Annotated in this window: 18 protein-coding genes; 8 read left to right on the top strand and 10 right to left on the bottom strand. The window is 68.2% G+C overall.

The features are described from left to right. Positions 1–2: 2 nt before the first annotated feature. The 4 genes from dnaJ to grpE form a co-directional block, all read right to left on the bottom strand. Positions 3–1,139 (bottom strand): molecular chaperone DnaJ, encoded by a 1,137-nt coding sequence (gene dnaJ, locus ACV22V_RS14485; protein ID WP_059535417.1) that lies wholly within the window; start codon positions 1,137–1,139, stop codon positions 3–5. A 253-nt stretch (positions 1,140–1,392) separates the two neighbouring features. Further along, the gene (dnaK, locus tag ACV22V_RS14480) at positions 1,393–3,345 is read right to left on the bottom strand and encodes a molecular chaperone DnaK (RefSeq protein WP_059535415.1); all 1,953 of its coding nucleotides are present in this window, start codon (positions 3,343–3,345) and stop codon (positions 1,393–1,395) included. Between the two features lie 147 nt (positions 3,346–3,492). Next, positions 3,493–3,933, bottom strand: coding sequence for a thioredoxin family protein (locus tag ACV22V_RS14475; protein WP_059535414.1), 441 nt, complete (start codon positions 3,931–3,933; stop codon positions 3,493–3,495). Between the two features lie 10 nt (positions 3,934–3,943). Next, positions 3,944–4,489, bottom strand: coding sequence for a nucleotide exchange factor GrpE (grpE, locus tag ACV22V_RS14470; RefSeq protein WP_448014306.1), 546 nt, complete (start codon positions 4,487–4,489; stop codon positions 3,944–3,946). Positions 4,490–4,840: 351 nt separating this feature from the next. On the opposite strand from grpE, the gene ACV22V_RS14465 reads away from it, so the two are divergent. After that, on the top strand, positions 4,841–5,002 hold the full coding sequence (locus ACV22V_RS14465) for a hypothetical protein (protein ID WP_006476841.1): 162 nt from the start codon (positions 4,841–4,843) through the stop codon (positions 5,000–5,002). Here ACV22V_RS14465 and ACV22V_RS14460 read toward each other — a convergent pair. The 3 genes from ACV22V_RS14460 to hrcA all read right to left on the bottom strand — a co-directional run bounded on the left by ACV22V_RS14460 (position 4,974) and on the right by hrcA (position 7,612). Next, positions 4,974–5,381 (bottom strand): RNA-binding S4 domain-containing protein, encoded by a 408-nt coding sequence (locus ACV22V_RS14460; protein WP_059535412.1) that lies wholly within the window; start codon positions 5,379–5,381, stop codon positions 4,974–4,976. The genes ACV22V_RS14465 and ACV22V_RS14460 overlap by 29 nt on opposite strands. Positions 5,382–5,386: 5 nt before the next feature. Then, positions 5,387–6,451 carry a ferrochelatase gene (hemH, locus tag ACV22V_RS14455; protein ID WP_059535410.1) on the bottom strand — a complete coding sequence of 355 codons (1,065 nt, stop codon included), beginning with the start codon at positions 6,449–6,451 and terminating at the stop codon, positions 5,387–5,389. A 138-nt stretch (positions 6,452–6,589) separates the two neighbouring features. Then, the gene (gene hrcA / locus ACV22V_RS14450) at positions 6,590–7,612 is read right to left on the bottom strand and encodes a heat-inducible transcriptional repressor HrcA (protein WP_011544637.1); all 1,023 of its coding nucleotides are present in this window, start codon (positions 7,610–7,612) and stop codon (positions 6,590–6,592) included. Between the two features lie 130 nt (positions 7,613–7,742). On the opposite strand from hrcA, the gene ACV22V_RS14445 reads away from it, so the two are divergent. Both ACV22V_RS14445 and recN read left to right on the top strand, forming a co-directional pair. Further along, complete coding sequence (locus tag ACV22V_RS14445; protein WP_059535408.1) at positions 7,743–8,645, top strand: NAD kinase; 903 nt, start codon at positions 7,743–7,745, stop codon at positions 8,643–8,645. Positions 8,646–8,664: 19 nt separating this feature from the next. After that, positions 8,665–10,314 carry a DNA repair protein RecN gene (recN, locus tag ACV22V_RS14440; RefSeq protein WP_059535406.1) on the top strand — a complete coding sequence of 550 codons (1,650 nt, stop codon included), beginning with the start codon at positions 8,665–8,667 and terminating at the stop codon, positions 10,312–10,314. Between the two features lie 128 nt (positions 10,315–10,442). Here the strand turns inward: recN and glnE are convergent, their stop codons facing one another. Continuing rightward, the gene (gene glnE, locus ACV22V_RS14435; protein ID WP_448014303.1) at positions 10,443–13,244 is read right to left on the bottom strand and encodes a bifunctional [glutamate--ammonia ligase]-adenylyl-L-tyrosine phosphorylase/[glutamate--ammonia-ligase] adenylyltransferase; all 2,802 of its coding nucleotides are present in this window, start codon (positions 13,242–13,244) and stop codon (positions 10,443–10,445) included. A gap of 228 nt (positions 13,245–13,472) precedes the next feature. On the opposite strand from glnE, the gene ACV22V_RS14430 reads away from it, so the two are divergent. The 5 genes from ACV22V_RS14430 to aroG all read left to right on the top strand — a co-directional run bounded on the left by ACV22V_RS14430 (position 13,473) and on the right by aroG (position 21,582). Beyond that, a complete protein-coding gene (locus tag ACV22V_RS14430) occupies positions 13,473–17,672 on the top strand; it encodes a YhdP family protein (protein ID WP_448014301.1) in 4,200 nt (1,399 codons plus the stop codon). A gap of 51 nt (positions 17,673–17,723) precedes the next feature. Then, the gene (locus tag ACV22V_RS14425; RefSeq protein ID WP_448014299.1) at positions 17,724–18,551 is read left to right on the top strand and encodes a carbon-nitrogen hydrolase family protein; all 828 of its coding nucleotides are present in this window, start codon (positions 17,724–17,726) and stop codon (positions 18,549–18,551) included. Between the two features lie 93 nt (positions 18,552–18,644). Continuing rightward, entirely contained in the window at positions 18,645–20,111 is a 1,467-nt protein-coding gene (gene tldD, locus ACV22V_RS14420; protein ID WP_059451318.1) for a metalloprotease TldD, read from the top strand. 4 nt (positions 20,112–20,115) lie between these two features. Continuing rightward, positions 20,116–20,316 (top strand): hypothetical protein, encoded by a 201-nt coding sequence (locus tag ACV22V_RS14415; protein ID WP_448014420.1) that lies wholly within the window; start codon positions 20,116–20,118, stop codon positions 20,314–20,316. A 192-nt stretch (positions 20,317–20,508) separates the two neighbouring features. After that, a complete protein-coding gene (aroG, locus tag ACV22V_RS14410) occupies positions 20,509–21,582 on the top strand; it encodes a 3-deoxy-7-phosphoheptulonate synthase AroG (protein ID WP_059465445.1) in 1,074 nt (357 codons plus the stop codon). A gap of 99 nt (positions 21,583–21,681) precedes the next feature. Here the strand turns inward: aroG and hmpA are convergent, their stop codons facing one another. Further along, positions 21,682–22,890 (bottom strand): NO-inducible flavohemoprotein, encoded by a 1,209-nt coding sequence (gene hmpA / locus ACV22V_RS14405; RefSeq protein ID WP_448014296.1) that lies wholly within the window; start codon positions 22,888–22,890, stop codon positions 21,682–21,684. Between the two features lie 97 nt (positions 22,891–22,987). Further along, positions 22,988–23,539, bottom strand: coding sequence for a cob(I)yrinic acid a,c-diamide adenosyltransferase (locus ACV22V_RS14400; protein WP_448014294.1), 552 nt, complete (start codon positions 23,537–23,539; stop codon positions 22,988–22,990). Positions 23,540–23,544 lie beyond the last annotated feature (5 nt).

Genomic DNA, 23,544 nt, shown 5'->3' with positions numbered 1-23,544 from the left:
CGTTACTCGAAGAAGCTCTTCACCCGGTCGAACCAGCTCTTGCTCTGCGGGCTGTGACGCGCACCGCCCTCGGCCAGCGACTTCTCGAACTGCTTGAGCAGGTCGCGCTGCTGGTCGGTCAGCTTCACGGGCGTCTCGACCTGCACGTGTACGTACAGATCGCCCGCGATGCTCGAACGCAGACCCTTGATCCCCTTGCCGCGCAGGCGGAACGTCTTGCCCGACTGCGTGCCTTCCGGCACCGGGAACGTCGCACGGCCGGCCAGCGTCGGCACCTCGATCTCGCCGCCGAGTGCGGCGGTCGTGAACGGAATCGGCATCTGGCAGTGGAGATCGTCGCCGTCGCGCTCGAACACCGAGTGCGGCTTGATGTGGATCTCGACGTACAGGTCGCCCGGCGGCCCGCCGTTGATGCCCGGCTCGCCGTTGCCGGCCGAGCGGATCCGCATCCCGTCGTCGATGCCGGCCGGGATCTTCACTTCGAGCGTCTTGGTTTCCTTCACCTTGCCCGACCCGTGGCAGTGCGCGCACGGTTCGGGAATGTAGGTGCCGGTGCCGTGACACTTCGGGCAGGTCTGCTGGATGCTGAAGAAACCCTGCGACATGCGCACCGTGCCCTGGCCGTGGCAAGTCGGGCAGGTTTCCGGCTTCGTGCCGGGCTTCGCGCCCGACCCGTGACAGACTTCGCACGACACCCAGCTCGGCACGCGGATCTGCGTGTCGTAGCCGTGCGCGGCCTGCTCGAGCGTGATTTCCATGCTGTAGCGCAGGTCGGCACCGCGATACACCTGCGGACCGCCGCGGCCGCCACGCGCGGCACCGCCCGCGGCCTGACCGAAGATGTCGCCGAAGATGTCGCCGAACGCATCCGCGAAGCCGCCGAAACCCTGTCCGCCCGCACCACCCATGTTCGGATCGACGCCCGCGTGGCCGTACTGATCGTACGCCGCGCGCTTCTGGTCGTCCGACAGCATTTCATAGGCTTCCTTCGCTTCCTTGAAATGCTCTTCCGCATCCTTGCTGTCCGGATTGCGGTCAGGGTGATACTTCATCGCAAGCTTGCGATACGCCTTCTTGATTTCGTCGTCGCTCGCATTCTTCGCGACGCCCAGAACCTCGTAGTAATCCCGTTTCGCCATATCGATTCGCTGTGCCGTCGCGCGTCACGCACGCGGCGGCTCCTTTCGCCCGCAGTAAAGTCTCTCGACTCGTCTGGCGCTGCGCCGTCCGCGGACGGCTCGCGCAGCACCCGCCAAAAAACAAATGTGCCCGGAGGGCCGCGAAGCCCGCCAGGCGTGGAGTCGATCCGGCCATCCGGAAGGAAAGACAGACCGCTGTTCAGCCGCGCCGCGCGCGTGTCGCGCGCGGCGTGCGGTGCCATGGCAACCCGGCTTAGTCCTTCTTCACTTCCTTGAACTCGGCGTCGACGACGTCGTCCGCAGCCTGCTGCGCACCGCCCGCGTGGGCCGCGCCTTCCGCTGCACCCGCCGCGCCGGCCGCACCGGCCTGCTGCGCCTGCATGTCGGCGTACATCTTTTCGCCGAGCTTCTGCGAAGCCTGACCGAGTTCCTCGACCTTCGCGTCGATCGCCGCCTTGTCGGCCGACGTATCCTTCAGCACGTCCTCGAGCGACTTCAGCGCCGCTTCGATCTTTTCCTTCTCGCCCGCGTCCAGCTTGTCGCCGTACTCGGTGAGCGCCTTCTTCGTGCTGTGGACCAGCGCGTCGCCCTGGTTGCGCGAATCGGCCAGCTCGCGCAGCTTGTGGTCTTCCGCTGCGTTCGCTTCCGCGTCCTTGATCATCTGGTCGATTTCAGCGTCGGACAGGCCCGAGTTCGCCTTGATCGTGATCTTGTTTTCCTTGCCGGTCGCCTTGTCCTTCGCGCCGACGTGCAGGATGCCGTTCGCGTCGATGTCGAAGGTCACTTCGATCTGCGGCACGCCGCGCGGCGACGGCGGGATGCCTTCGAGGTTGAACTCGCCGAGCAGCTTGTTGCCTGCCGCCATCTCGCGTTCGCCCTGGAACACCTTGATCGTCACGGCCGACTGGTTGTCGTCCGCCGTCGAATACACCTGTGCGTGCTTCGTCGGGATCGTCGTGTTCTTGTTGATCATCTTCGTCATCACGCCGCCGAGCGTCTCGATGCCGAGCGACAGCGGGGTCACGTCGAGCAGCAGGACGTCCTTGCGGTCGCCCGACAGGACCTGGCCCTGGATCGCCGCGCCGACTGCGACGGCTTCGTCCGGGTTCACGTCACGGCGCGGATCCTTGCCGAAGAACTCCTTCACCTTCTCCTGCACCTTCGGCATGCGGGTCTGGCCGCCGACCAGGATCACGTCGTCGATGTCCGACACCTTGACACCGGCGTCCTTGATCGCGATGCGGCACGGTTCGATCGTGCGCTCGACCAGATCCTCGACCAGCGCTTCCAGCTTCGCGCGGGTGATCTTCAGGTTCAAGTGCTTCGGACCCGATGCGTCTGCCGTGATGTACGGCAGGTTGATTTCGGTCTGCTGGCTCGACGACAGCTCGATCTTCGCCTTTTCAGCGGCTTCCTTCAGGCGCTGCAGCGCGAGCACGTCCTTCGACAGGTCGACGCCCTGCTCCTTCTTGAACTCGCCGATGATGTAATCGATGATGCGCTGGTCGAAGTCCTCGCCGCCGAGGAACGTGTCGCCGTTGGTCGACAGCACTTCGAACTGCATTTCGCCGTCGACGTCCGCGATCTCGATGATCGACACGTCGAACGTGCCGCCGCCGAGGTCATACACGGCGATCTTGCGGTCGCCCTTCTCGGCCTTGTCGAGGCCGAACGCGAGCGCGGCCGCCGTCGGCTCGTTGATGATCCGCTTGACTTCGAGGCCCGCGATACGACCGGCGTCCTTGGTTGCCTGACGCTGGCTGTCGTTGAAGTATGCCGGCACCGTGATCACGGCTTCCGTGACCGGCTCGCCGAGGTAGTCTTCGGCCGTCTTCTTCATCTTGCGCAGCACTTCCGCCGAAACCTGCGGCGGCGCCAGCTTCTCGCCGTGCGCTTCGACCCATGCGTCGCCGTTGTCGGCCTTGATGATCGCGTACGGCATCAGGCCGATGTCCTTCTGGACTTCCTTCTCTTCGAAACGGCGGCCGATCAGGCGCTTCACCGCGAACAGCGTGTTCTTCGGGTTGGTCACGGACTGACGCTTGGCCGGTGCGCCGACGAGCACTTCGTTGTCGTCCATGTAGGCGATGATCGACGGCGTCGTGCGCGTGCCTTCCGAGTTCTCGATGACCTTGACCTGGTTGCCTTCCATGATGGCGACGCACGAGTTCGTGGTGCCGAGGTCAATACCGATGATCTTTCCCATTTTTCCTAATCTCCAGAAATGCCTGTTTGCTGCGCGAAACCCCGCGTTTTTGGGCAGTTTCGCGCGCCAGAATTCAACTCTGTTCCCGAAATGCGTCCGGCCGATCCGTTTTCAAGACCCGCCGAGCGATGCGGATATTAAATTTTTTCAATCGACGCCGGTAGCTGGATCGTGCGGACCATCGTCGCGGTCCGACGGCGCGCCGGCCGCCGCTGCGATCTTCGCGCGCGCCGCCGACACCGCCGCCTGGAACTGCGCGAGGCCATGCCAGCCGGTCGCGCGGCCGAGCCGCTTGCCGCGGTGGAAAAAGACCCACGTCGGCACGCCGTGCAGGCCGAAGCGGCGCCCCAGCTCATGATGTTCGTACACGTTGCAATGGAACCACTTCAGGTCCAGCGCGCGGATCGCGTCCGGCTGGGCGAGCATCGCCTTCTTCGCGATCTCGCAGTTGAAGCAGTCGACGCCCCAGAAGAACATCACCGCGAGCGCATCGCCGGCGCCGGCGATCCCGGCGTCGAACGTGTCGGCCGCCAGCGCCTGCATGTCGAACGCTTCGAACGCGGCCGGATCGACGCCGGCGGGAACCATCGCGGCAGCCTTACTTCGGCTGGGCGACCGTGACGAGCGCCGGGCGCAGCACGCGGTCCGCGATCGTGTAGCCCTTTTGGAGGACGGTCACGACGGTATTCGGCTCCTGATCGGCCGGCACCATCGAAATCGCCTGGTGCTGGTGCGGATCGAACTTCTCGCCGACCGGGTTGATCGCGACGACGCGGCCCTTCTCGAGCGCGCTCGTCAACTGGCGCAGCGTCAGCTCGACGCCTTCGCGCACCTTCGTGATGTCGCCGGACGTGTCGCTGACGGCGGCCTCGAGGCTGTCCAGCACGGGCAGCAGGTGCTCCGCGAAGCCTTCGATCGCAAACTTGTGCGCCTTCGAGACATCTTCCTGCGCACGGCGGCGGACGTTCTCGGTCTCGGCCTTCGCCCGGAGGAAGCTCTCCTGCAGCTCGGCGACCTTGGCTTGAGCCTCCGCGAGCGCCGCGTCGGCTGCTTCGGCGGCGGGAGCAGCGCCTTGCGCCGCCTGCTTCTCGCTGCCGATGTCTTCGGCCGATTGGGTAGACGGGTTCTCTTGCGTGTTTTCCATGTCGCTGAAAGTCGATTAGAGGTTGAAGCCAAATCGGCAACCGCCGGACCGTATGCCGGCGGCACCGCACATTGTTGGTGCAAATAAGGGCGAAAACTGCGATTTCAAGAGGGTTATTCGCCGGCATTCGCCAATACCGCGAAACAACCGCGCTGCGCGTCGCCCGATTGCGCGCATTTGTCGCCAGATTGGACGAAACGGCCTGTAACAACGCTTACCAGGCAAGTACTAGCCCGGCACAGGGGGCTGCACTACACTCCACTCAAGCGTCGAGAAAGCGCGTTTACCCTAGCTTACCGCCGCCTGACATCCACCTGGCGCTGCATTCACCGTCCCATCGAGGCGAGTACCGTGAAACTGACCTTTGCCATATCGGTGGTCGCGCTGGTACTGATTGCCGGCACCACCACCATCTGCCTGTCCGGAGCCGTGACCGACCGCACGACCGAATACGGAAGCGCGCGGGCGACGTTCGACCAGATGTTCAGCTCCCACCAGAAAATCTGTCGATGATGCGCCGGTCGCGCTTGGTCGGCCGGCCGTGCAGTTCCGCCGCCGGCTCGCGATACGTGCGGCGCCGCTCCAGTTCGGCGAGCCGCGCGACGCGCCCCGCTTCCGTTTCCTCGTAAAGCGTCTGCGCGATGCTCGCGGGCCCGCGCACGTCGCAAATGCCCAGCACGGCAATGTGCCAGACGACACCGTCGATCGCAATCTCGACCTCGTCGCCGACGCGCACGTCCTTCGCCGGCTTGACCGCCGCGCCGCCGATCTTCACGTGGCCCTTGTCGACCGCGTCGGACGCGAGCGAGCGCGTCTTGAAGAAGCGCGCTGCCCATAGCCATTTGTCGATGCGCAGCTTCGCACCGGGTTCCGTCGAAATCTTGTAGTTCATCGCGCTCAACTCACCGTTTCGGGCTGCGCGGCCTTCACCGGCCAGCCCTGCAGATTCTCGGCGACGATCTCGCCCACCGCGCCGATCCACGCGGGCGCGCCGTTCAGGCACGGAATCCGGTGGAAGGCCTGACCGCCGCCCGCGATGAATTCGTCGCGTACCTCCATCCCGATCTCCTCGATCGTCTCCAGACAATCGGCCGTAAAACCGGGACAGAACACGTCCGCTCGCCGCACGCCGGCCTCACCGAGTTCGCGCAGCGTCGGCGCCGTGTACGGCTGCAGCCACTCGGCCTTGCCGAAGCGTGACTGGAACGTCACGCGGCACTCGAGCGTCGACAGCCCGAGCGCGGCCATCAGCAGCGCGCCCGTCTGCTGGCACTGTTCATGATAGGGGTCGCCCAGGTCGAGCGTGCGTTTCGGCACCCCGTGAAAGCTCAGCACGAGCTTGTCGCCGGCCGCGAAGTCGGGCCGGCCGTGCTGCGCCCAGTACTGGCGCACCTGCTCGGCGAGCGCATGGATGTAGGCGGGATGGTCGGCATATTGCCGCACCGTGCGCACTTCCGGCTGGTTGCGCATCCGCGCGAGCGCGGCGAATGCGGCATCGAACGCGGTCGCGGTGGTGGACGCCGAATATTGCGGATACATCGGCATCAGCAGCACGCGCTCGACGCCCGCGCGCTTGAACTGCGCGAGTGCCTGCGCAATGCCCGGGCTGCCGTAGCGCATCGCATAGTCGACCGTCACCTGGTAGTCGTTCGATGCGAGCAGGTGGCGCACGCCTTCGGTCTGGCGCTCGGTATACACGCGCAGCGGCGAGCCCTCGGGCATCCAGACGGCCGCATATTTCTTCGCGGACGCGCGGCCGCGCAGCGGCAGGATCAGCGTGCGCAGCAGCACCTGCCAGACGACCTGCGGGATTTCGACGACGCGGGGATCCGACAGGAATTCGGCCAGATAGCGCCGCACCGCGCGCGGCGTCGGAGCGTCGGGCGTGCCGAGATTGATCAGCAGCACGCCGATGCGATGGGCGGCCGCAACGCTCGAAGGCGGTTCAAGATCGAAACGCATGGGCAGGAACGTGCTCGGGGCACGCAGTCGGACGGCCCTCAATTATAGCGGGCCGCCTCGCTCGGGTCGGCTGGCCGTTCGGCCGACTGGCGGCGCACGCGGCGTCGCGGCACGATGGCGGAACGGTATCGGTTCGGGTTATTGCTGGCTCAGCGTGAGCGACAGCAGCCGCGCGGTGATGTCGACGATCGGGATCACGCGGTTGTACGCCATGCGGGTCGGGCCGATCACGCCGAGCGTGCCGACGATCTGGCCGTTCACCTCGTAGGGTGCGGTCACGACGCTCATTTCCTCGATCGGCACCAGCGTCGATTCGCCGCCGATGAAGATCTGCACGCCCTGGGCGTGGCTCGACACGTCGAGCAATTGCAGGAGGCCCGTCTTTTGGTCAAACACGTCGAACAGCTTGCGCAGCCGCGCCATGTCGGACGACAGATCCGCCACTTCGAGCAGGTTGCGCTCGCCGGAAATGAGCACGGTGTCCTCGGTGTCGGGCACCTCGGTGCTGGCCGTCACGGCCGCATGCATCAGCGTGGTCATGTCGCCGCGCAGCTGGTCGATCTCGTCACGCAGGCGGCGGCGCACCTCGTCGAACGACAGCCCGGCGAAATGCGCATTGATGTAGTTGGACGCCTCGGTGAGCTGCGACGGCGAATAGTCGCGCGGCGTCGCGAGCATCCGGTTCTGCACGTCGCCCTCGGGCGTGACGATGATCAGCAGGATGCGCTTGTCCGACAGCCGCATGAACTCGATCTGCTTGAACACGTGGCTGCGGCGCGGCGTCAGCACGACACCCGCGAACTGCGAAAGGTTGGACAGCACGCTCGCCGCGGCGGCCACCACCCGCTGCTGCGGTTCGCCGGCCTGCAGCGTGTTCTGCACCTGGCGCGCGACGGCCTCGGCATCGATCGGCGCCTCGACCGTCAGCATCGTGTCGACGAACAGGCGATAGCCGCGCGGCGTCGGCACGCGGCCGGCCGACGTGTGTGGGCTCGACACGAGGCCGAGCTCCTCCAGGTCGGACATCACGTTGCGGATCGTTGCCGGGCTCAGCTCGAGCCCCGAGTAACGGGACAACGTGCGCGAGCCGACCGGCTGACCGTCGGCGATATACCGTTCGATCAGGGTTTTCAGGAGGGTTCGTGCGCGAGGATCTAGCATGGTGGAAAATTTTAGCGCAACCGCGCGAGCACGGCGAGTGGCCGCGGCCACTGTCGCGCGGGCTGACCGATCCGGCCCCGTCTTCACACAGCCGGTTCTTTTCGTCAACGAGCTATGGTGTAATGCCGGCATGAAAACCGGTAATCAGTTCAATACTGTCGCGCTCGTGGGCCGGAGCAACACGCCCGGCATCGCCGAGCCGCTCGCCACGCTGGCTGGCTGTATCGCGAAGCTCGGCTTCGAGGTCGTGTTCGAAGCCGAAACCGCGCGCGAGATCGGCATCTCCGGCTATCCGGCGCTCACTCCGGCGGAAATCGGCGCGCGCGCGGACGTGGCGGTCGTGCTCGGCGGCGACGGCACGATGCTCGGCATCGGCCGCCAGCTCGCGCCGTACAAGACACCGCTGATCGGGATCAACCACGGGCGGCTCGGCTTCATCACGGACATCGCGGCGGCCGACATGCAGGCGCGCGTCCCGGTGATCCTGTCGGGCAAGTTCGAGCGCGAGGAGCGCTCGCTGCTCGAGGCCCGGATCGTGCGCGACGGCGAACCGATCTACCACGCACTCGCGTTCAACGACGTCGTCGTGAACCGCAGCGGCTTTTCCGGGATGGTCGAATTGCGTGCGTCGGTCGACGGCCGGTACATGTACAACCAGCGTTCGGACGGCCTGATCGTCGCCACGCCGACTGGCTCGACCGCGTACGCGCTGTCGTCGGCCGGGCCGATCCTGCACCCGCAACTCCAGGGCATCGTGCTCGTGCCGATCGCGCCGCATGCGCTGTCGAACCGGCCGATCGTGCTGCCCGACGATTCGAAGATCGCGATCCAGATCGTCGGCGGCCGCGACGTCAACGTGAACTTCGACATGCAGTCGTTTACCGCACTGGAGCTGAACGACACGATCGAGGTGCGCCGCTCGAAGCACACGGTGCCGTTCCTGCACCCGGTCGGCTACAGCTATTACGCGACGCTGCGCAAGAAGCTGCACTGGAACGAACACGCATCGAACGAAGACGACAAGGCGTCCTGACGCACCCGAGCCCGACACCATGCTTCGCCACCTCTCGATTCGCGACTTCGTCATCGTCGCCGCGCTCGATCTCGAATTCGACAGCGGCTTCACCGTCTTTTCCGGCGAAACCGGCGCCGGCAAATCGATCCTGATCGATGCCCTCGCCCTCGCGCTCGGCGAACGCGCCGACGCGAGCGTCGTGCGCGCCGGCTGCGGCCGCGCCGACATCACCGCCGAATTCACGCCGCACGACCGCGTCGCGCGCTGGCTCGACGAACACGCGTTCGACGCCGAGGACACCGTGATGCTGCGCCGCGTGATCGACGCGAACGGCCGCTCGCGCGCATTCATCAACGGCACCAGCGCGACGCTCGCGCAGTTGCGCGAGCTCGGCGAGATGCTGGTCGACATCCACGGCCAGCACGCGCACCAGTTGCTGATGCGCCCCGATGCGCAGCGCGAGCTGTTCGATACGCACGCGGGGCTCGTCGCCGATGCCGCGAACGTCGCACGCGCGTGGCGCGTCTGGCGCGACGCGACGCAGGCGATCGACGCCGCGAAGGCGCACGAGCGCGAACTGCAGCTCGAACGCGAGAAGCTCGCATGGCAGCTCGCCGAGCTCGACAAGCTCGCACCGCAACCGGGCGAATGGGACGAAGTCGGCAGCGAGCACAAGCGCCTGTCGCATTCGGCGAACCTGATCGCCGGCGTGCAGGGTGCGCTCAACGCGCTGTCCGAGGCCGACGACGCGATGCTCCCGCAGCTCGGCGCGATCGTGTCGAAACTGCGCAGCCTGGCCGACTACGACTCGGGGCTCGGCGACGCGCTCGCATCGCTCGAACCGGCCGAGATCCAGCTGCAGGAAGCCGTCTATTCGCTGTCGCACTACGCGCAGCGCCTCGATCTCGACCCGGCCCGGCTCGCGCAGGTCGAGACGCGCCTCGACGCGCTGCACTCGACCGCCCGCAAGTTCCGGCTGCCGCCCGACACGCTGCACGAGGAACATGCGGCACGCCGCGCGCAGCTCGCCGCGCTAGACGCAGCCGCCGATCTCGGCGCGCTCGAAGCCGCGCAGGCCAAGGCATGGGAAGCCTATCTCACCGACGCGAAACACCTGTCGAAGGCGCGCGCGCAGGCCGCGAAGGCGCTCGGCACGGCCGTCACGGCGGGCATGCAGGAACTGTCGATGGCAGGCGGCAGCTTCGAAGTCGCGCTCGTGCCGCTCGCCGACGGCGGCCCGCACGGGCTCGAGCAGGTCGAATTCCGGGTCGCCGGACACCCCGGCGTGCCGCTGCGGCCGCTCGCGAAAGTCGCGTCGGGCGGCGAACTCGCACGGATCAGCCTTGCGCTCGCTGTGATCGCGAGCGCCGCCAGCCCGACGCCGACGCTGATTTTCGACGAAGTCGACACGGGCATCGGCGGCGGCGTCGCCGAGGTGGTCGGCCGCCTGCTGCATCAGCTCGGGCGTGACCGCCAGGTACTGTGCGTGACGCACCTGCCGCAGGTCGCCGCGCGCGGCGACCATCACTTCCAGGTCGCGAAGGGTGCCGACGACCGCGGCGGCACCGTCTCGTCGGTCGTCCCGCTCGACAAGGCGAGCCGGGTCGAGGAAGTCGCCCGCATGCTCGGTGGGCTCGAGATCACCGCGACGACGCGCAAGCACGCGAAGGAAATGCTGGCGGCCTGACGCGGGCACCCGGGTCGCGAATGAAACAAGACCGGTGCATGCGCCGGTCTTGTTTCATCGGCAGCAGCGGCCGCCCGATCGCGCCCGCCCTGCCCCGATAATCCGAACGCTCGATTCGAACGCCCGACTCAAACACCCGTTTCGACCGCGCCGAACACCCGCTCCCACAACGCCGTCACGGCCGCCCGTTCGTCGGCCACCAGCGCCGGATCGACCCGCGCCTTTTCCATCCCGTCGAGCCGCAGCTTGTGCTGCAGCTTCCGGTACTTGCGGTACGCGGCGCCGACACGTTCGGCTTCGTCCTCGCCCATCAGCCCGAACCGGGCCACCTCGCGCAGCAGTGCGATATTGCCGGTGTTGCGGATCAGCTCGGCATCGCTCGACGCATGCAGCAGCACCCAGTACTGGACGATGAATTCGATGTCGACCATCCCGCCGCGATCGTGCTTCAGGTCGAACAGGTCCGTCTGGTTCGGGTGGCCGGCGAACACCTTGCCGCGCATGTCGACGATCTCCTTCGCGAGCACCGCCCCGTCGCGCGGCGTCGTCAGCACCTGCTGGCGGATCGCCTCGAAGTCCGCGCCGATCTGCGTGTCGCCCGCGCTGTAGCGAGCACGCGTCAGCGCCTGGTGCTCCCACACCCACGCGGTGTTCGCGGCGTCTCCCTCGCGCAGCTGGTAGCGGCGGAACGCGTCGAGATCGGTCACGAGCAGTCCGGCCTCGCCGTTCGGCCGCAGCCGCAGGTCGATGTCGAACAGCGCGCCCGCGCCGGTCGCGGTCGTGAGCCACGTGATCAGCCGTCGCGTGAAGGTCGTGTAGACGTCCGCCGAGCGCTCGTCGGGGTCGTCGTACAGGAAGATCAGGTCGAGATCCGACGCGTAGCCAAGCTCCTTGCCGCCGAGCTTGCCGTACGCGATCACCGCGAACTTCGGCACGTCGCGGTGGCGCTTCGCGAGCTGCGACCAGACCACCTCGATCGTCACGTCGAGCACCGCGTCGGCGAGCTCCGACAGACGATCGCTCACGTGCTCGACCGACAGCTGGCCCGCCAGATCGATCAGCAGGATGCGGAACACCTCCGCGTGCTGCGCATGCCGCAGCAGGTCCATCTGCTGCTCGGGGCCGTCGGCGGCCGCCAGGCGCGCACGCAATGCGTCCTTGAACGCCGGCCAGTCGAACGGGCTCGCGATCGCTTCGTCGTCGAGCAGTTCGTCGAGCAGTTGTGGATGACGGATCAGGTAGCCGCCGCCCCAGCGCGTCGCGCCGAGCACCGACAGCACGCGATCGAGCGCGGCCGGATACTCGGTCAGCAGCGCGAGATAGACGCCGCGCCGGCTGACCGTCTCGAGCAGGTCGAACAGCCGCACGATGGTGTCGTCGCGGCGCGCGGCGTCGATCCGCGGCGCGGCCTCGAGCGCGCGCTGCGCAACGCTGTCGAAGCGTTGCCGGCTCTTTTCCGGCAGGCCCGCGTAGCGCGACGACTGCCAGATCGCGCGCAGCCGCGCGAGCACGGTCGCCGGATCGCTGAAGCCGAGGCCGTCGAGGCGCGCGCGCAGCGTGTCGTCTTCGCCGTCGTCGGCGAGCGCCCCGCTCCAGATCCACGATGCGGTGGTGTCCTCGCCCGCCGCGCAGGGGCCGCCGTTCGCCTTGTCGGCAAAGATCTGGTCGAACTGCGCCTCGACGAAGGTGCGGTAGCCGTCGAGCACCGTCATCAGCGCCGCGTAGTCGGCAAAGCCGAGCGACGCGGCCAACGCCGCGCGCTCGTTCGGATCGACCGGCATCGCGTGCGTCTGCGCGTCGTCGCGGTACTGCAGCCGATGCTCGAGCGTGCGCAGGAAGTTGTAGGCGTCGGTCAGGCGCTCGCGCACGTCCTCGCCGATCAGCCCGCGCGCCTGCGCATGGCGCAGCACCGCCAGCGTCGGCCGCACGCGGAATTCCGCATCCTGGCCGCCGCGGATCAGCTGGAACACCTGCGCGCTGAATTCGATCTCGCGGATCCCGCCGCGCCCGAGCTTGATGTCGTCGGCCTTGTCGGGCCGCATCGACGCGCGGCGCGCGGCTTCCTGGCGAATCTGCTGGTGCAGCGAACGGATCGCGCCGATCACGCCGAAGTCGAGATAGCGGCGGTACACGAACGGCTTGACGATCGATTCGAGCTGCGACTCGAGCCGCCGCGCCGCGTCGCTGTCGCCTTCCGACACGAGCCGCCCCTTGATCCACGCGTAGCGCTCCCATTCGCGCCCCTGCACGTAGAAATATTCCTCGAGCATCCCGAGGCTGCACACGAGCGGCCCCGAATCGCCGTTCGGGCGCAGCCGCATGTCGACGCGAAACACGTAGCCGTCGGCCGTGACTTCGGACAGCACGCCGATCAGGCGCCGGCCGAGCCGCGTGAAGTATTCCTGGGTGGACAGCGGCGAGCGCGTGCCGCCGGCCGTCTCGCCGTCGTCCTCGTAGACGAAGATCAGGTCGATGTCGGACGACACGTTCAGCTCGCGGCCGCCGAGCTTGCCCATCCCGACCACGCCCAGCACGACGCGCTGGCCGTCGGCGCCGCGCGGCTCGCCGTACATCGCCTCGAGTTCGGCCGACAGCAGCGCGAGCGAGCGCTGCACGGCCACCTCGGCGAGATCGGTCATCGCGGACGTCACCTCGGCGACATTCGCGACGCCCCGCAGGTCGCGCTCCGCGACCGCGCCGAACACCTCGACACGCAACTGCCGCAGCGCGCGCTTCAGTTGCTCGTCGCCCGGCGCGGCCGCGCCGGCCGGCGAAGCGAGCAGTTCGGTCAGGCGCGCGTCGAGCTGCGCGCGGGCGAGCGGCGCGGCGGCCCACGCGGCGATCTGGTTGGACAGCGCGGGACGCGCGGCCACCGCGCGGGCGATATAGCGGGAGTAGGACGGGCTGATCAGGGCGAAAGCGTCGGTCATCGAAAAGCGGGCTTGGCGGTAAGGCCCGCCGCCGCGGGAGAACGCTTGCGCGCCCCGCCGCCGACAGGCCCCGTGGACTCGGCGCGGTGTCGCGACGCGGATGCGCCGCCGCGAAAACCGCGCGCCGGAAAGCCCGTGCCGCGCCGCCGCAACGGCCGCCGGCACGAACCCCTGTGATACATTTCAACGTCAGTCTGCAAAACTACCATATCGCCGCCCTTCCGCCGCATGTCCGACCGTCAGGAATCCGCCTTAGCTGAGCCCGAAGCGGGACCTCCGAAGCACGATCATCCAGTCCTGCGTCGCGTGTTCAGGGTGACGCTGGCGGTCGGGATCGGCACGTACTTCGTCGCGGCCGGCGCGTTCCTCGGGCTGCGCTACGTGGTGCTGCCGCGCATCGACGAATTTCGCCCGCGCATCGAGCGCGCGGTGTCCGACAAGCTCCACGCGCAGCTTTCGATCGGCAAACTGTCCCCCCACTGGTCCGGCATGCAGCCGGGCGTCGAAGTCGCCAACCTCACCATTCGCGGCCGTGACGGCCAGATCGCGCTGTCGGTCCCGCACGCGACGGCCGCGTTGTCGTGGATGTCGCTGCTACGGCTGTCGCCCGCGCTGTCGAGCCTGATCGTCGACCATCCGGACCTCGTCGTCGCGCGCGCGGCCGACGGCTCGCTGAGCATCGCGGGCGTCGGCGTCGCGACCACCCATGGCGGCAACGACACGTTCAGCACCTGGCTGCTGAAGCAGGAAGCGATCGTGCTGCGCAACGGCACGCTGCGCTGGCGCGACGCGCAGCACGACGCACCGGAGCTCGCGCTGTCCGGCATCCGCCTCGCGGTGCTCAACCACGGCCGCGAGCACAAGGCCGCGCTGCAGGCGCCCGCGAACGGCACCCTGCTGCTCGGTCCGCTCGATTTCCGCGCGCGCTTCCGGCACAAGCCGCTCGCGCCGATCGGCAAGCCGACGAACTGGACCGGCGACGCATATCTGTCGACCGGCCCCGTCGACCTGCAGACGCTCGGCCGCTATCTCGACATCCCGCTCACGATGCACGCGGGCCGGATCGACAACGCGATCTGGGCGACTTTCGAGAACGGCCACCTGCGCTCCGCCGGCGGCGACCTGCAGGGCGCCGACGTCGTGCTGCGCGTGCGGCCGACCCAGCCGCGCCTCGACGTGCCGACGGTCGGCTTCGGCTGGGACATGGCGCTCGACACCGGCCGCGACTACACGCTGCACCTGACGCGCTTCAACGCGGAGCTCGGCCAGCCGCCGCTGCCGGACGGCACGCCGCTCGCCCGCTCGCTCGCGCTGTCGACGCTGACCGCCCGCTACCGCGTGCCGGCCGCCGACCAGGGGCAGTTGCTGAGCGTCGTCGGCGACCGCGTCGATCTCGGCATCCTCAGCGAGTTCATCCGCGGGCTGCCGCTGCCGGCGCGGCTGCGCAACGAACTGATCAAGCTCGACCCGCGCGGAATGGTGTCGAACTATCACATCGAGGTCGAACGCGCGAAGCCGGCGCGGGCCGAGCTCGCCGACGAAGAGCGTCGCACCGGCGCCGCGCCGATCGTCCGCTACCGCTTCCTCGGCGACCTGCAGGGCATCAGCTTCGCCGCGCAGGAGCCGCCTCCCGGCCTCTCGCCGCGCGGCCATCCGCGCGCCGGCTGGCCGGGCGTCGAGAACCTGTGGGGCCGCGTCGACGCGAACGAGACGGGCGGCGCCGCGCACTTCGATACCGTCAACGCGGCGGTCACGGTGCCGGGCGAATTCGACGAGCCGCGCCTCACCTTCGACCGGCTGCGCGGCAACGCGAAATGGGTGATCACGCCGGCGCCGGGCGAAAAGCACGCGCGCGTCGACGTGACGCTGCCCGACCTGTTCGTCGCGAACCCGGATGCGGAAATCGCGGTGTCGGGCTCGTACACGAACCCCGGCCACGGCCGCGGCTCGCTCGACCTGCGCGCGGATTTCGCGCGCGCGTCGGTGGCGCGCATTCCGCGCTACCTGCCGACCGGGATGTCCGAGCACCTGCGCGACTATCTCGGCCATGCGCTGCAGGACGGCCAGGTGACCAAGGGCGCGTCGATCGTCGCCCGCGGCCCGCTCGAGAAATTCCCGTTCGAACACGAGCCGGACGCCGGCGTGTTCCATATCGTCGCGCCGTTCACCGGCGGGCGCTTCGAGCCGACGCCGTACCCGCCGCGCAAGCTCGCGAACGGCACGCCGAGCGTCTGGCCCGCACTCGACGGGATCGACGGCGTGTTCGAGCTCGCGCAGAACAAGCTGCATTTCGACATCGCGCGCGCGCACTACAAACACGTCGCGCTGACGAAGGTTGCCGGCCGGATCGACGATCTCGGCAACCCGTCGAAGTCGCCGCTCATCATCGACGGCCATGCGCAAGGCCCGCTCGCGGACCTGATCGACTACGCCGACAACAGCTCGCTCGGCGCGATGAGCGGGCACATCGGCCGGCGGATCGATGCGCAGGGGCCCGCGGCGCTCGCGCTCAAGATCACGATTCCGCAACACGTTCCGCATCCGCATACCCATGTCGAAGGCGCACTCGCGTTCGGCGGCAACACGCTGTCGGCCGATGGCGTGCCGCCGCTGTCCGCGCTGCGCGGCAGCGTGCGTTTTTCCGAGACCGGCGCGTCGCTGCAGGGCCTGTCGGGGCGCTTCCTCGGCGGCCCGGTGCGTGCGAACGGCAACTTCCAGTCGCACGGCCCGTACGCGGTGGACGTCGACGGCAAGCTCGCGCTCGACGCCGCGCGCGGCCTGAACCTGCGCGGCACGGCCGCGGCGCTGCTCGAGCACGTGGTCGGCGACGCACCGTACCAGCTCGCCGTGCGCGGCGCGCCGGGCCGTCTGCCGGCGGTCACCGCGCGTTCCGACCTGACGGGCGTCGCGCTCAACTTCCCGGCGCCGTTCGCGAAACCGGCCGGCACGCCGATGCCGTTCCGCTTCACGCTGCAGCCGGCCGCCCAGGCGGGCGGCAAGCGCCTCGAGCATGCCGACCTGACGCTCGGCCCCGTGGCCGCGACCTACCTGCTCGACGCGACGCCCGGCCAGCCGCTGCGCGCGGTGCGCGGCGCGATGGGCATCCACCGGATGCCCGACCTGCCGCAGGACGGCGTGAGCGCCGCCGTCGACGTCGACGAACTCGATGCCGACGCCTGGCTCGCGCTGGCCCGCACGCTGCAGCACGACGCGCCGCGCGCGCCGGAACCGCAAACCGCGCCGCGCATCGACGTCGCGAGCTTCACGCCGAAGCGCTTCGCGCTCCACTTCGGCACGCTGAAGCTGCTCAAGCGCAACTGGGAAAACGTGATCATCGGCGCGTCGCACATCGACGAGCTGTGGCAGGCGAACATCGCGTCGAACCAGGTCTCCGGCTACCTGTCGTGGGCGCCGGGCGGCGGCCACAACGGCGCGGGCGTGCTGAATGCGCGGCTCGCGAAGCTCGTGATTCCGCAGAGCGCGCAGCACGACCTCGTCGGCCGCGCGATGAACCTGCCGACGCCGACCGACCGGCCGATGCCGTCGGTCGACCTGATCGTCGACCAGGTCGTCGCACGCGATCACGACATCGGCCGGCTCGTCGTCAATGCGCGCAACATCGAGGAAGACGGCGCGCCGGTGTGGCAGCTCGACAAGCTCGAGCTGGCGAACCCGGCCGCGAAGCTGACGGCGACCGGCAACTGGCGCACGTCGCGCCGCGCGCTGGCCCGCGGCGTCGACGAGAACGATGCGCCGCGCCGCAGCGTGTTCGACTTCAAGCTCGACGTCGGCAACGCGGGCGCGCTGCTCGACCTCGTCGGCCTGCCGCGCACGCTGGCGGACGGCCACGGCACGGTGACCGGCAAGGTCGGCTGGCGCGGCGGCCCGACTGCGGTCGATCTGCCGTCGCTCGGCGGCCAGATCGCGCTCGACCTGGAGCACGGCCAGATCCTGAAGGTCGATCCGGGCGCCGCGAAACTGCTCGGCGTGCTGAGCCTGCAGAGTCTGGCGCGCTTCCTGACGCTGAATTTCCGCGACGTGATCGGCAAGGGACTGCCGTTCGACAAGATCACGGGCACCAGCCGGATCTCGAACGGGATCGCACGCACCGACGACTTCTCGATGACGACTGCGCCGGCCAACGTGACCGTGCGCGGCGCGGTCGACCTCGGCACCGAGACGCAGGACCTGCACGCGCACGTCGCGCCGAAGATCGGCGCCGGCACGGCCGCGATCGCGGCCGCGATCATCAATCCGCTGCTCGGCGTCGGCGTGCTGGCGGCGAACTACGCGCTGTCGGAGACGCTGTCGCACGCGTTCGCGCTCGACTACACGATCACCGGCTCGTGGGCGCATCCGCACATCGAGCGGGTGCGGGGCGATCAGGGTAAGATGAATCACGGTCCGGCCGATGCGGCGAGCCACTGACGCGCGCAAGGTGCCGGGCCGCACCCCATTTATGATGCAACCGATCCAGCGATGACCGATCACACCCGTTCCGCCACACCCTTTCGGGTCGCCGCGCTGCAGATGGTGAGCACGCCGGACGTCGCACGCAATCTCGCCGAAGCCGGCCGCCTGATCGCGGAAGCGGCCGGCGACGGCGCACAGCTCGTGCTGCTGCCCGAGTATTTCTGCTTCATGGGCCATCGCGACACCGACAAGCTCGCGCTCGCCGAACCCTACCGCGACGGTCCGATTCAGCGCTTCCTTTCGGGGGCGGCGCACCGTCACGGCGTCTGGGTGATCGGCGGCACGCTGCCGCTGAAGGCGCCCGAACCCGATCGCGTGCTGAACACGACGCTCGTGTTCGACCCGAGCGGCCACGAAGCGGCCCGCTACGACAAGATCCATCTGTTCAACTTCGAGAAAGGCGACGAATCGTTCGACGAGGCGCGCACGATCCGCGCGGGCGACACGGTCGTCGCGTTCGACGCGCCGTTCGGGCGGGTCGGCCTGTCGGTCTGTTACGATCTGCGCTTTCCGGAGCTGTATCGCAGAATGGGCGACTGCGCGCTGATCGTCGTGCCGTCGGCGTTTACGTATACGACGGGCCGCGCGCACTGGGAAATGCTGCTGCGCGCGCGGGCCGTCGAGAACCAGTGTTACGTGCTCGCGGCCGCGCAAGGCGGCAAGCACGAGAACGGCCGGCGCACCTGGGGCCACAGCATGCTGATCGACCCGTGGGGCGAAATCGTCGCGGTCCGCGACGAAGGCGCGAGCGTCGTGACCGGCGCGCTCGATCCGCAGCGCATCGCCGACGTGCGCCAGAGCCTGCCCGCGTGGCGGCATCGCGTGCTGGCCTGAACATCCGATCCGCCCTGGCGCTTGAAACGCCGCCCGGCCAACCCATCTGCCCAGCACGCACCCGACAACTTTTTGAGAACCCTCGATACCCGCATGAACATCATCGAACCCGGCATCCGCAATCTTGCGCTGGCGAAGGACATCCTCCTCACGCCGTACGGCCTCGACGAGAGCCTGCTCACGCGCACGATCGCCGACATCTTCACGCATCGCGTCGACTACGCGGACCTGTACTTCCAGGCCACCCGCAGCGAAGCGTGGAGCCTCGAGGAAGGCATCGTGAAGTCGGGCAGCTTCAGCATCGACCAGGGCGTCGGCGTGCGCGCGGTCGCGGGCGACCGCACCGCGTTCGCCTACTCGGACGACCTGTCGCCGGAAGCCATCGCCCAGGCGGCCGCGGCCACCAAGGCGATCGCGGCGGCCGGCGGCGGCCGCCAGAAGATCAAGGCGGCGACGTCGCTGAAGGGCATCTCGGGCCGCGACCTGTACCTGCCGTCCGATCCGCTCGCGTCGCTCGACGCGACGGCCAAGGTCAAGCTGCTCGAGCGCATCGAGCAGATGGCGCGCGGTCGCGACCCGCGCGTCACGCAGGTGATGGCGGGGCTCGCCGGCGAATACGACGTCGTGCTGGTCGCGCGCAGCGACGGCGCGCTCGCCGCCGACATCCGCCCGCTCGTGCGCGTGTCGGTCACCGTGATCGCCGAACAGAACGGCCGCCGCGAAATCGGCTCCGGCGGCGGCGGCGGCCGCTTCGACTACGGCTACTTCACCGACGAAGTGCTGTCGCGCTACGTCGACGACGCCGTGCACGCGGCGCTCGTGAACCTCGACGCGCGCCCCGCCCCGGCCGGCGCGATGACGGTCGTGCTCGGGCCGGGCTGGCCGGGCGTGCTGCTGCACGAGGCGATCGGCCACGGCCTCGAGGGCGACTTCAACCGCAAGGGTTCGTCGGCGTTCGCCGGCCGGATCGGCGAGCAGGTCGCCGCGAAGGGCGTGACGGTGGTCGACGACGGCACGCTGCCGAATCGCCGCGGCTCGCTGAACATCGACGACGAAGGCAACCCGACGCAGTGCACGACGCTGATCGAGGACGGCATCCTGAAGGGCTACATCCAGGACACGCTGAACGCGCGCCTGATGAAGATGCCCGTCACCGGCAACGCGCGGCGCGAGTCGTATGCGGCGCTGCCGATGCCGCGCATGACCAACACGTACATGCTGAACGGCGACAAGGATCCGCAGGAAATCATCGCGTCGGTGAAGAACGGCCTGTACGCGGTGAACTTCGGCGGCGGCCAGGTCGACATCACGAACGGCAAGTTCGTGTTTTCGGCGTCCGAGGCGTACATGATCGAGAACGGCAAGATCACCTACCCGGTGAAGGGCGCGACGCTGATCGGCAGCGGCCCGGAATCGCTGAAGTACGTGAGCATGATCGGCAACGACATGTCGCTCGACTCGGGCGTCGGCGTGTGCGGCAAGGAAGGCCAGAGCGTGCCGGTCGGCGTCGGCCAGCCGACCCTGCGGATCGACAAGATGACGGTCGGCGGTACGGCATAACCGCATCGCGGCGCAGACAATCCGCGCATTTCGACGAAAGCGCGCGGATTGTCCGCATTTTCGAGCATCCCCGGTTGCCAGCGGCCCGGCGACCGGGTATAAATTCCGAATCAACTTTTTGACGAACCGAATCTCCGTCATGTCCGCCAAGTTTTATTTTTACTTTTTTTGGCATCTCAGACCGCTGGCGGATCGAGAGGGTTGATGGCGCGTAAAGCGCAACCGAAATTCCCGAAAAAACCGCCGGCGAACCCGGCGGTTTTTTTTCGCCCTTCGCCACCCGGTCGCCGCCGCAGCGCATCCCGCGGCCCCGACCGAAATCACTGAATCGCTTGAATTGATGAATCTGCCGCACGCGCACTGACCGAACGGCGCCCGCAAAATTAGGAGAAACAGCATGCCCCCGCACAACACCGACGACGTCCGCATTCGCGAGCTCAAGGAACTGACGCCGCCCGCCCACCTGATCCGCGAATTCGCGTGCTCCGAGGCCGCGTCCGAGCTGATCTACAACTCGCGCCAGTCGATGCACCGCATCCTGCACGGGATGGACGACCGGCTGATCGTCGTGATCGGACCGTGCTCGATCCACGATACGAAGGCGGCGATCGAGTACGCGGGGCGGCTCGTGAAGGAGCGCGAGCGCTTCAAGGGCGAGCTGGAAATCGTGATGCGGGTGTACTTCGAGAAGCCGCGCACGACGGTCGGCTGGAAGGGGCTCATCAACGATCCGCACCTCGACAACAGCTTCAAGATCAACGAAGGGCTGCGCACCGCGCGCGAACTGCTGCTGCAGATCAACGAGATGGGGCTGCCGGCCGCGACCGAATACCTCGACATGATCAGCCCGCAGTACATCGCCGACCTGATCTCGTGGGGCGCGATCGGCGCGCGCACGACCGAGTCGCAGGTGCACCGCGAGCTCGCGTCGGGGCTGTCGTGCCCGGTCGGTTTCAAGAACGGCACCGACGGCAACGTGAAGATCGCGGTCGACGCGATCAAGGCCGCATCGCAGCCGCACCATTTCCTGTCGGTGACCAAGGGCGGCCACTCGGCGATCGTGTCGACGGCCGGCAACGAGGACTGCCACGTGATCCTGCGCGGCGGCAAGACGCCGAACTACGACGCGGACAGCGTGAACGCCGCGTGCGCGGACATCGGCAAGGCCGGCCTCGCCGCACGCCTGATGATCGACGCGAGCCACGCGAACAGCTCGAAGAAGCACGAGAACCAGATCCCCGTGTGCGCGGACATCGGCCGCCAGGTGGCGGCCGGCGACGAGCGCATCGTCGGCGTGATGATCGAGTCGCACCTCGTCGAGGGGCGCCAGGACCTGAAGGAAGGCTGCCCGCTGACCTACGGCCAGAGCATCACCGACGCGTGCATCGCGTGGGACGACAGCGTGAAGGTGCTCGAAGGTCTCGCGGAATCGGTGAAGGCACGGCGCGTCGCGCGCGGCAGCGGCAACTGATCGCCGACAGGCCCGAGGCGGCGCGCGCGGCCCGCGCCGCAAGAAAAAGCCCGGCTCGCGCCGGGCTTTTTTCGTTGACGGGCAGCCGCCGTCAGGATCTCACTCCAGCGCGCCCGAGCCGAAGATCTCGGTATTGATGCGCGCCGGCGCGACGCCGAGCGCGACCAGCGCGTCGCGCTGCGCCTTCATGAACGCGATCGGGCCGCAGACGTAGTAGTCGGCATCCGGCACCAGCGCGTATTGCTTCACGCGTTCCGGCGTCAGGCGCCCTTCGAGGTCGTGATCGACGCCGCCCCGGTCGTTCGGGCCGACCAGCTCGTACAGCACCGTGCGCTTCACGTTCGCGTGTTCGCGCACCGTATCGTTCAGCCATTCGCGGAACGCATGCACCGCGCCCGACCGGCATGCGTGGACGAACCGCACCTCGCGCGCACTGCCCTCGCCGGCCAGCGTCGATGCCATCGACACCATCGGCGTCAGGCCGACGCCGCCGGAGATCAGCACGACCGGCGTATCGACGCCGCGCTTCAGCGAGAATTCGCCCATCGGCGCGGTCACTTCGACGATCGCGCCCTCCTCCACGCCGTCATGCAGCAGCGTCGACACCTTGCCGGCCGGGATCGCTTCCGGCTGGCCGGCCTCGCGCTTCACCGAGATGCGCAGCCACTTGCCGTGCGGCGCGTCGGACAGGCTGTACTGGCGCGGCTGGTCGACGCCGAGGTCGCCGACGAAACGCTTCACCGTGACGTACTGGCCCGGCGCGAAGATCGGCGCCTCGCCGCCGTCGGCGGGCGTCAGGTAGAACGACGTGATCTCGTCGCTTTCACGCACCTTTCGGGCGACCTTGAACGGACGGAAGCCGCTCCACGCGGCGCCCGCGTACAGATCGGCCTCGGCGCCGATCAGGATCTGCGCGAGCTGGCCGTACGCGACACGCCATGCCTCGAGCGTCTGAGCATCGACCGCGTCGCCGAGCACTTCGACGATCGACGCAAGCAGGTTCTCGCCGACGATCGGGTAATGCTCGGGACGGATGTTCAGGCTCGCGTGCTTGTGCGCGATATGCGACACCGCGCCGCCGAGCGCGCCGAGGTTGTCGATGTTCGCCGCATATGCATAGACCGCCTTCGCGAGCGTTTCCGGCTGGCTGCCGGTCTTCTGGTGCGTCTGGTTGAACAGGTTCTTCAGTTCCGGATGGCGCGCGAACATGCGCTGGTAGAAGTGCTTCGTGATCGTCGCGCCGTGCACGGCGAGGACAGGGGCAGTGGCCTTCACACGAGCCATCTGGTCAGCAGTGATGTGGGTCATGTTCGTATTCTCCGTTAAACATGCTCATACGATACATCTTTAAAAATCGATGGCCCCCCGGGCAAATTGTCGCAGCGCGCAACAACGCTGCCGCGCGTCAGCGGACGCGCCCGCGCTCCCACAGCACGTCCGAACCGCCACCCGCGCGGTTCAGCACGCGCGCCAGCACGAACAGCAGGTCCGACAGCCGGTTCACGTAACGCCGCGGCGCATCATTGAGCGCGTCGTTCCGCCCGAGCGCGACGATCGAGCGCTCCGCGCGGCGGCACACCGTCCGGCATACGTGCGCGAGCGACGCCGCGCGCGAGCCGGCCGGCAGGATGAACTCCTTCAGCGGCGGCAGCGTCGCGTTGTAGTCGGCGAGCCAACGGTCGAGGCGCGCGAGGTGCGTGTCGTCGAGCACCGCATCGCCGGGAATGCACAGCTCGCCGCCGAGATCGAACAGATCGTGCTGGATCGTGACGAGCGCGGTGCGCACGTCGTCCGGCAGCGGCTCGGCGAGCAGCACGCCGAGGTTCGAGTTCAGTTCGTCGACGTCGCCGATCGCGGCGATCCGCGCGTCGTCCTTGCCGATGCGCCGTCCGTCGCCGAGGCCCGTGGTGCCGTCGTCGCCCGTGCGCGTCGCGATCTTGCTCAAGCGGTTACCCATGCGAA

This window comes from Burkholderia sp. AW33-5, from assembly GCF_053427615.1.
Note: the sequence above shows the minus strand (reverse complement) of the source record. Positions and strands in the feature narration are given on the sequence as shown.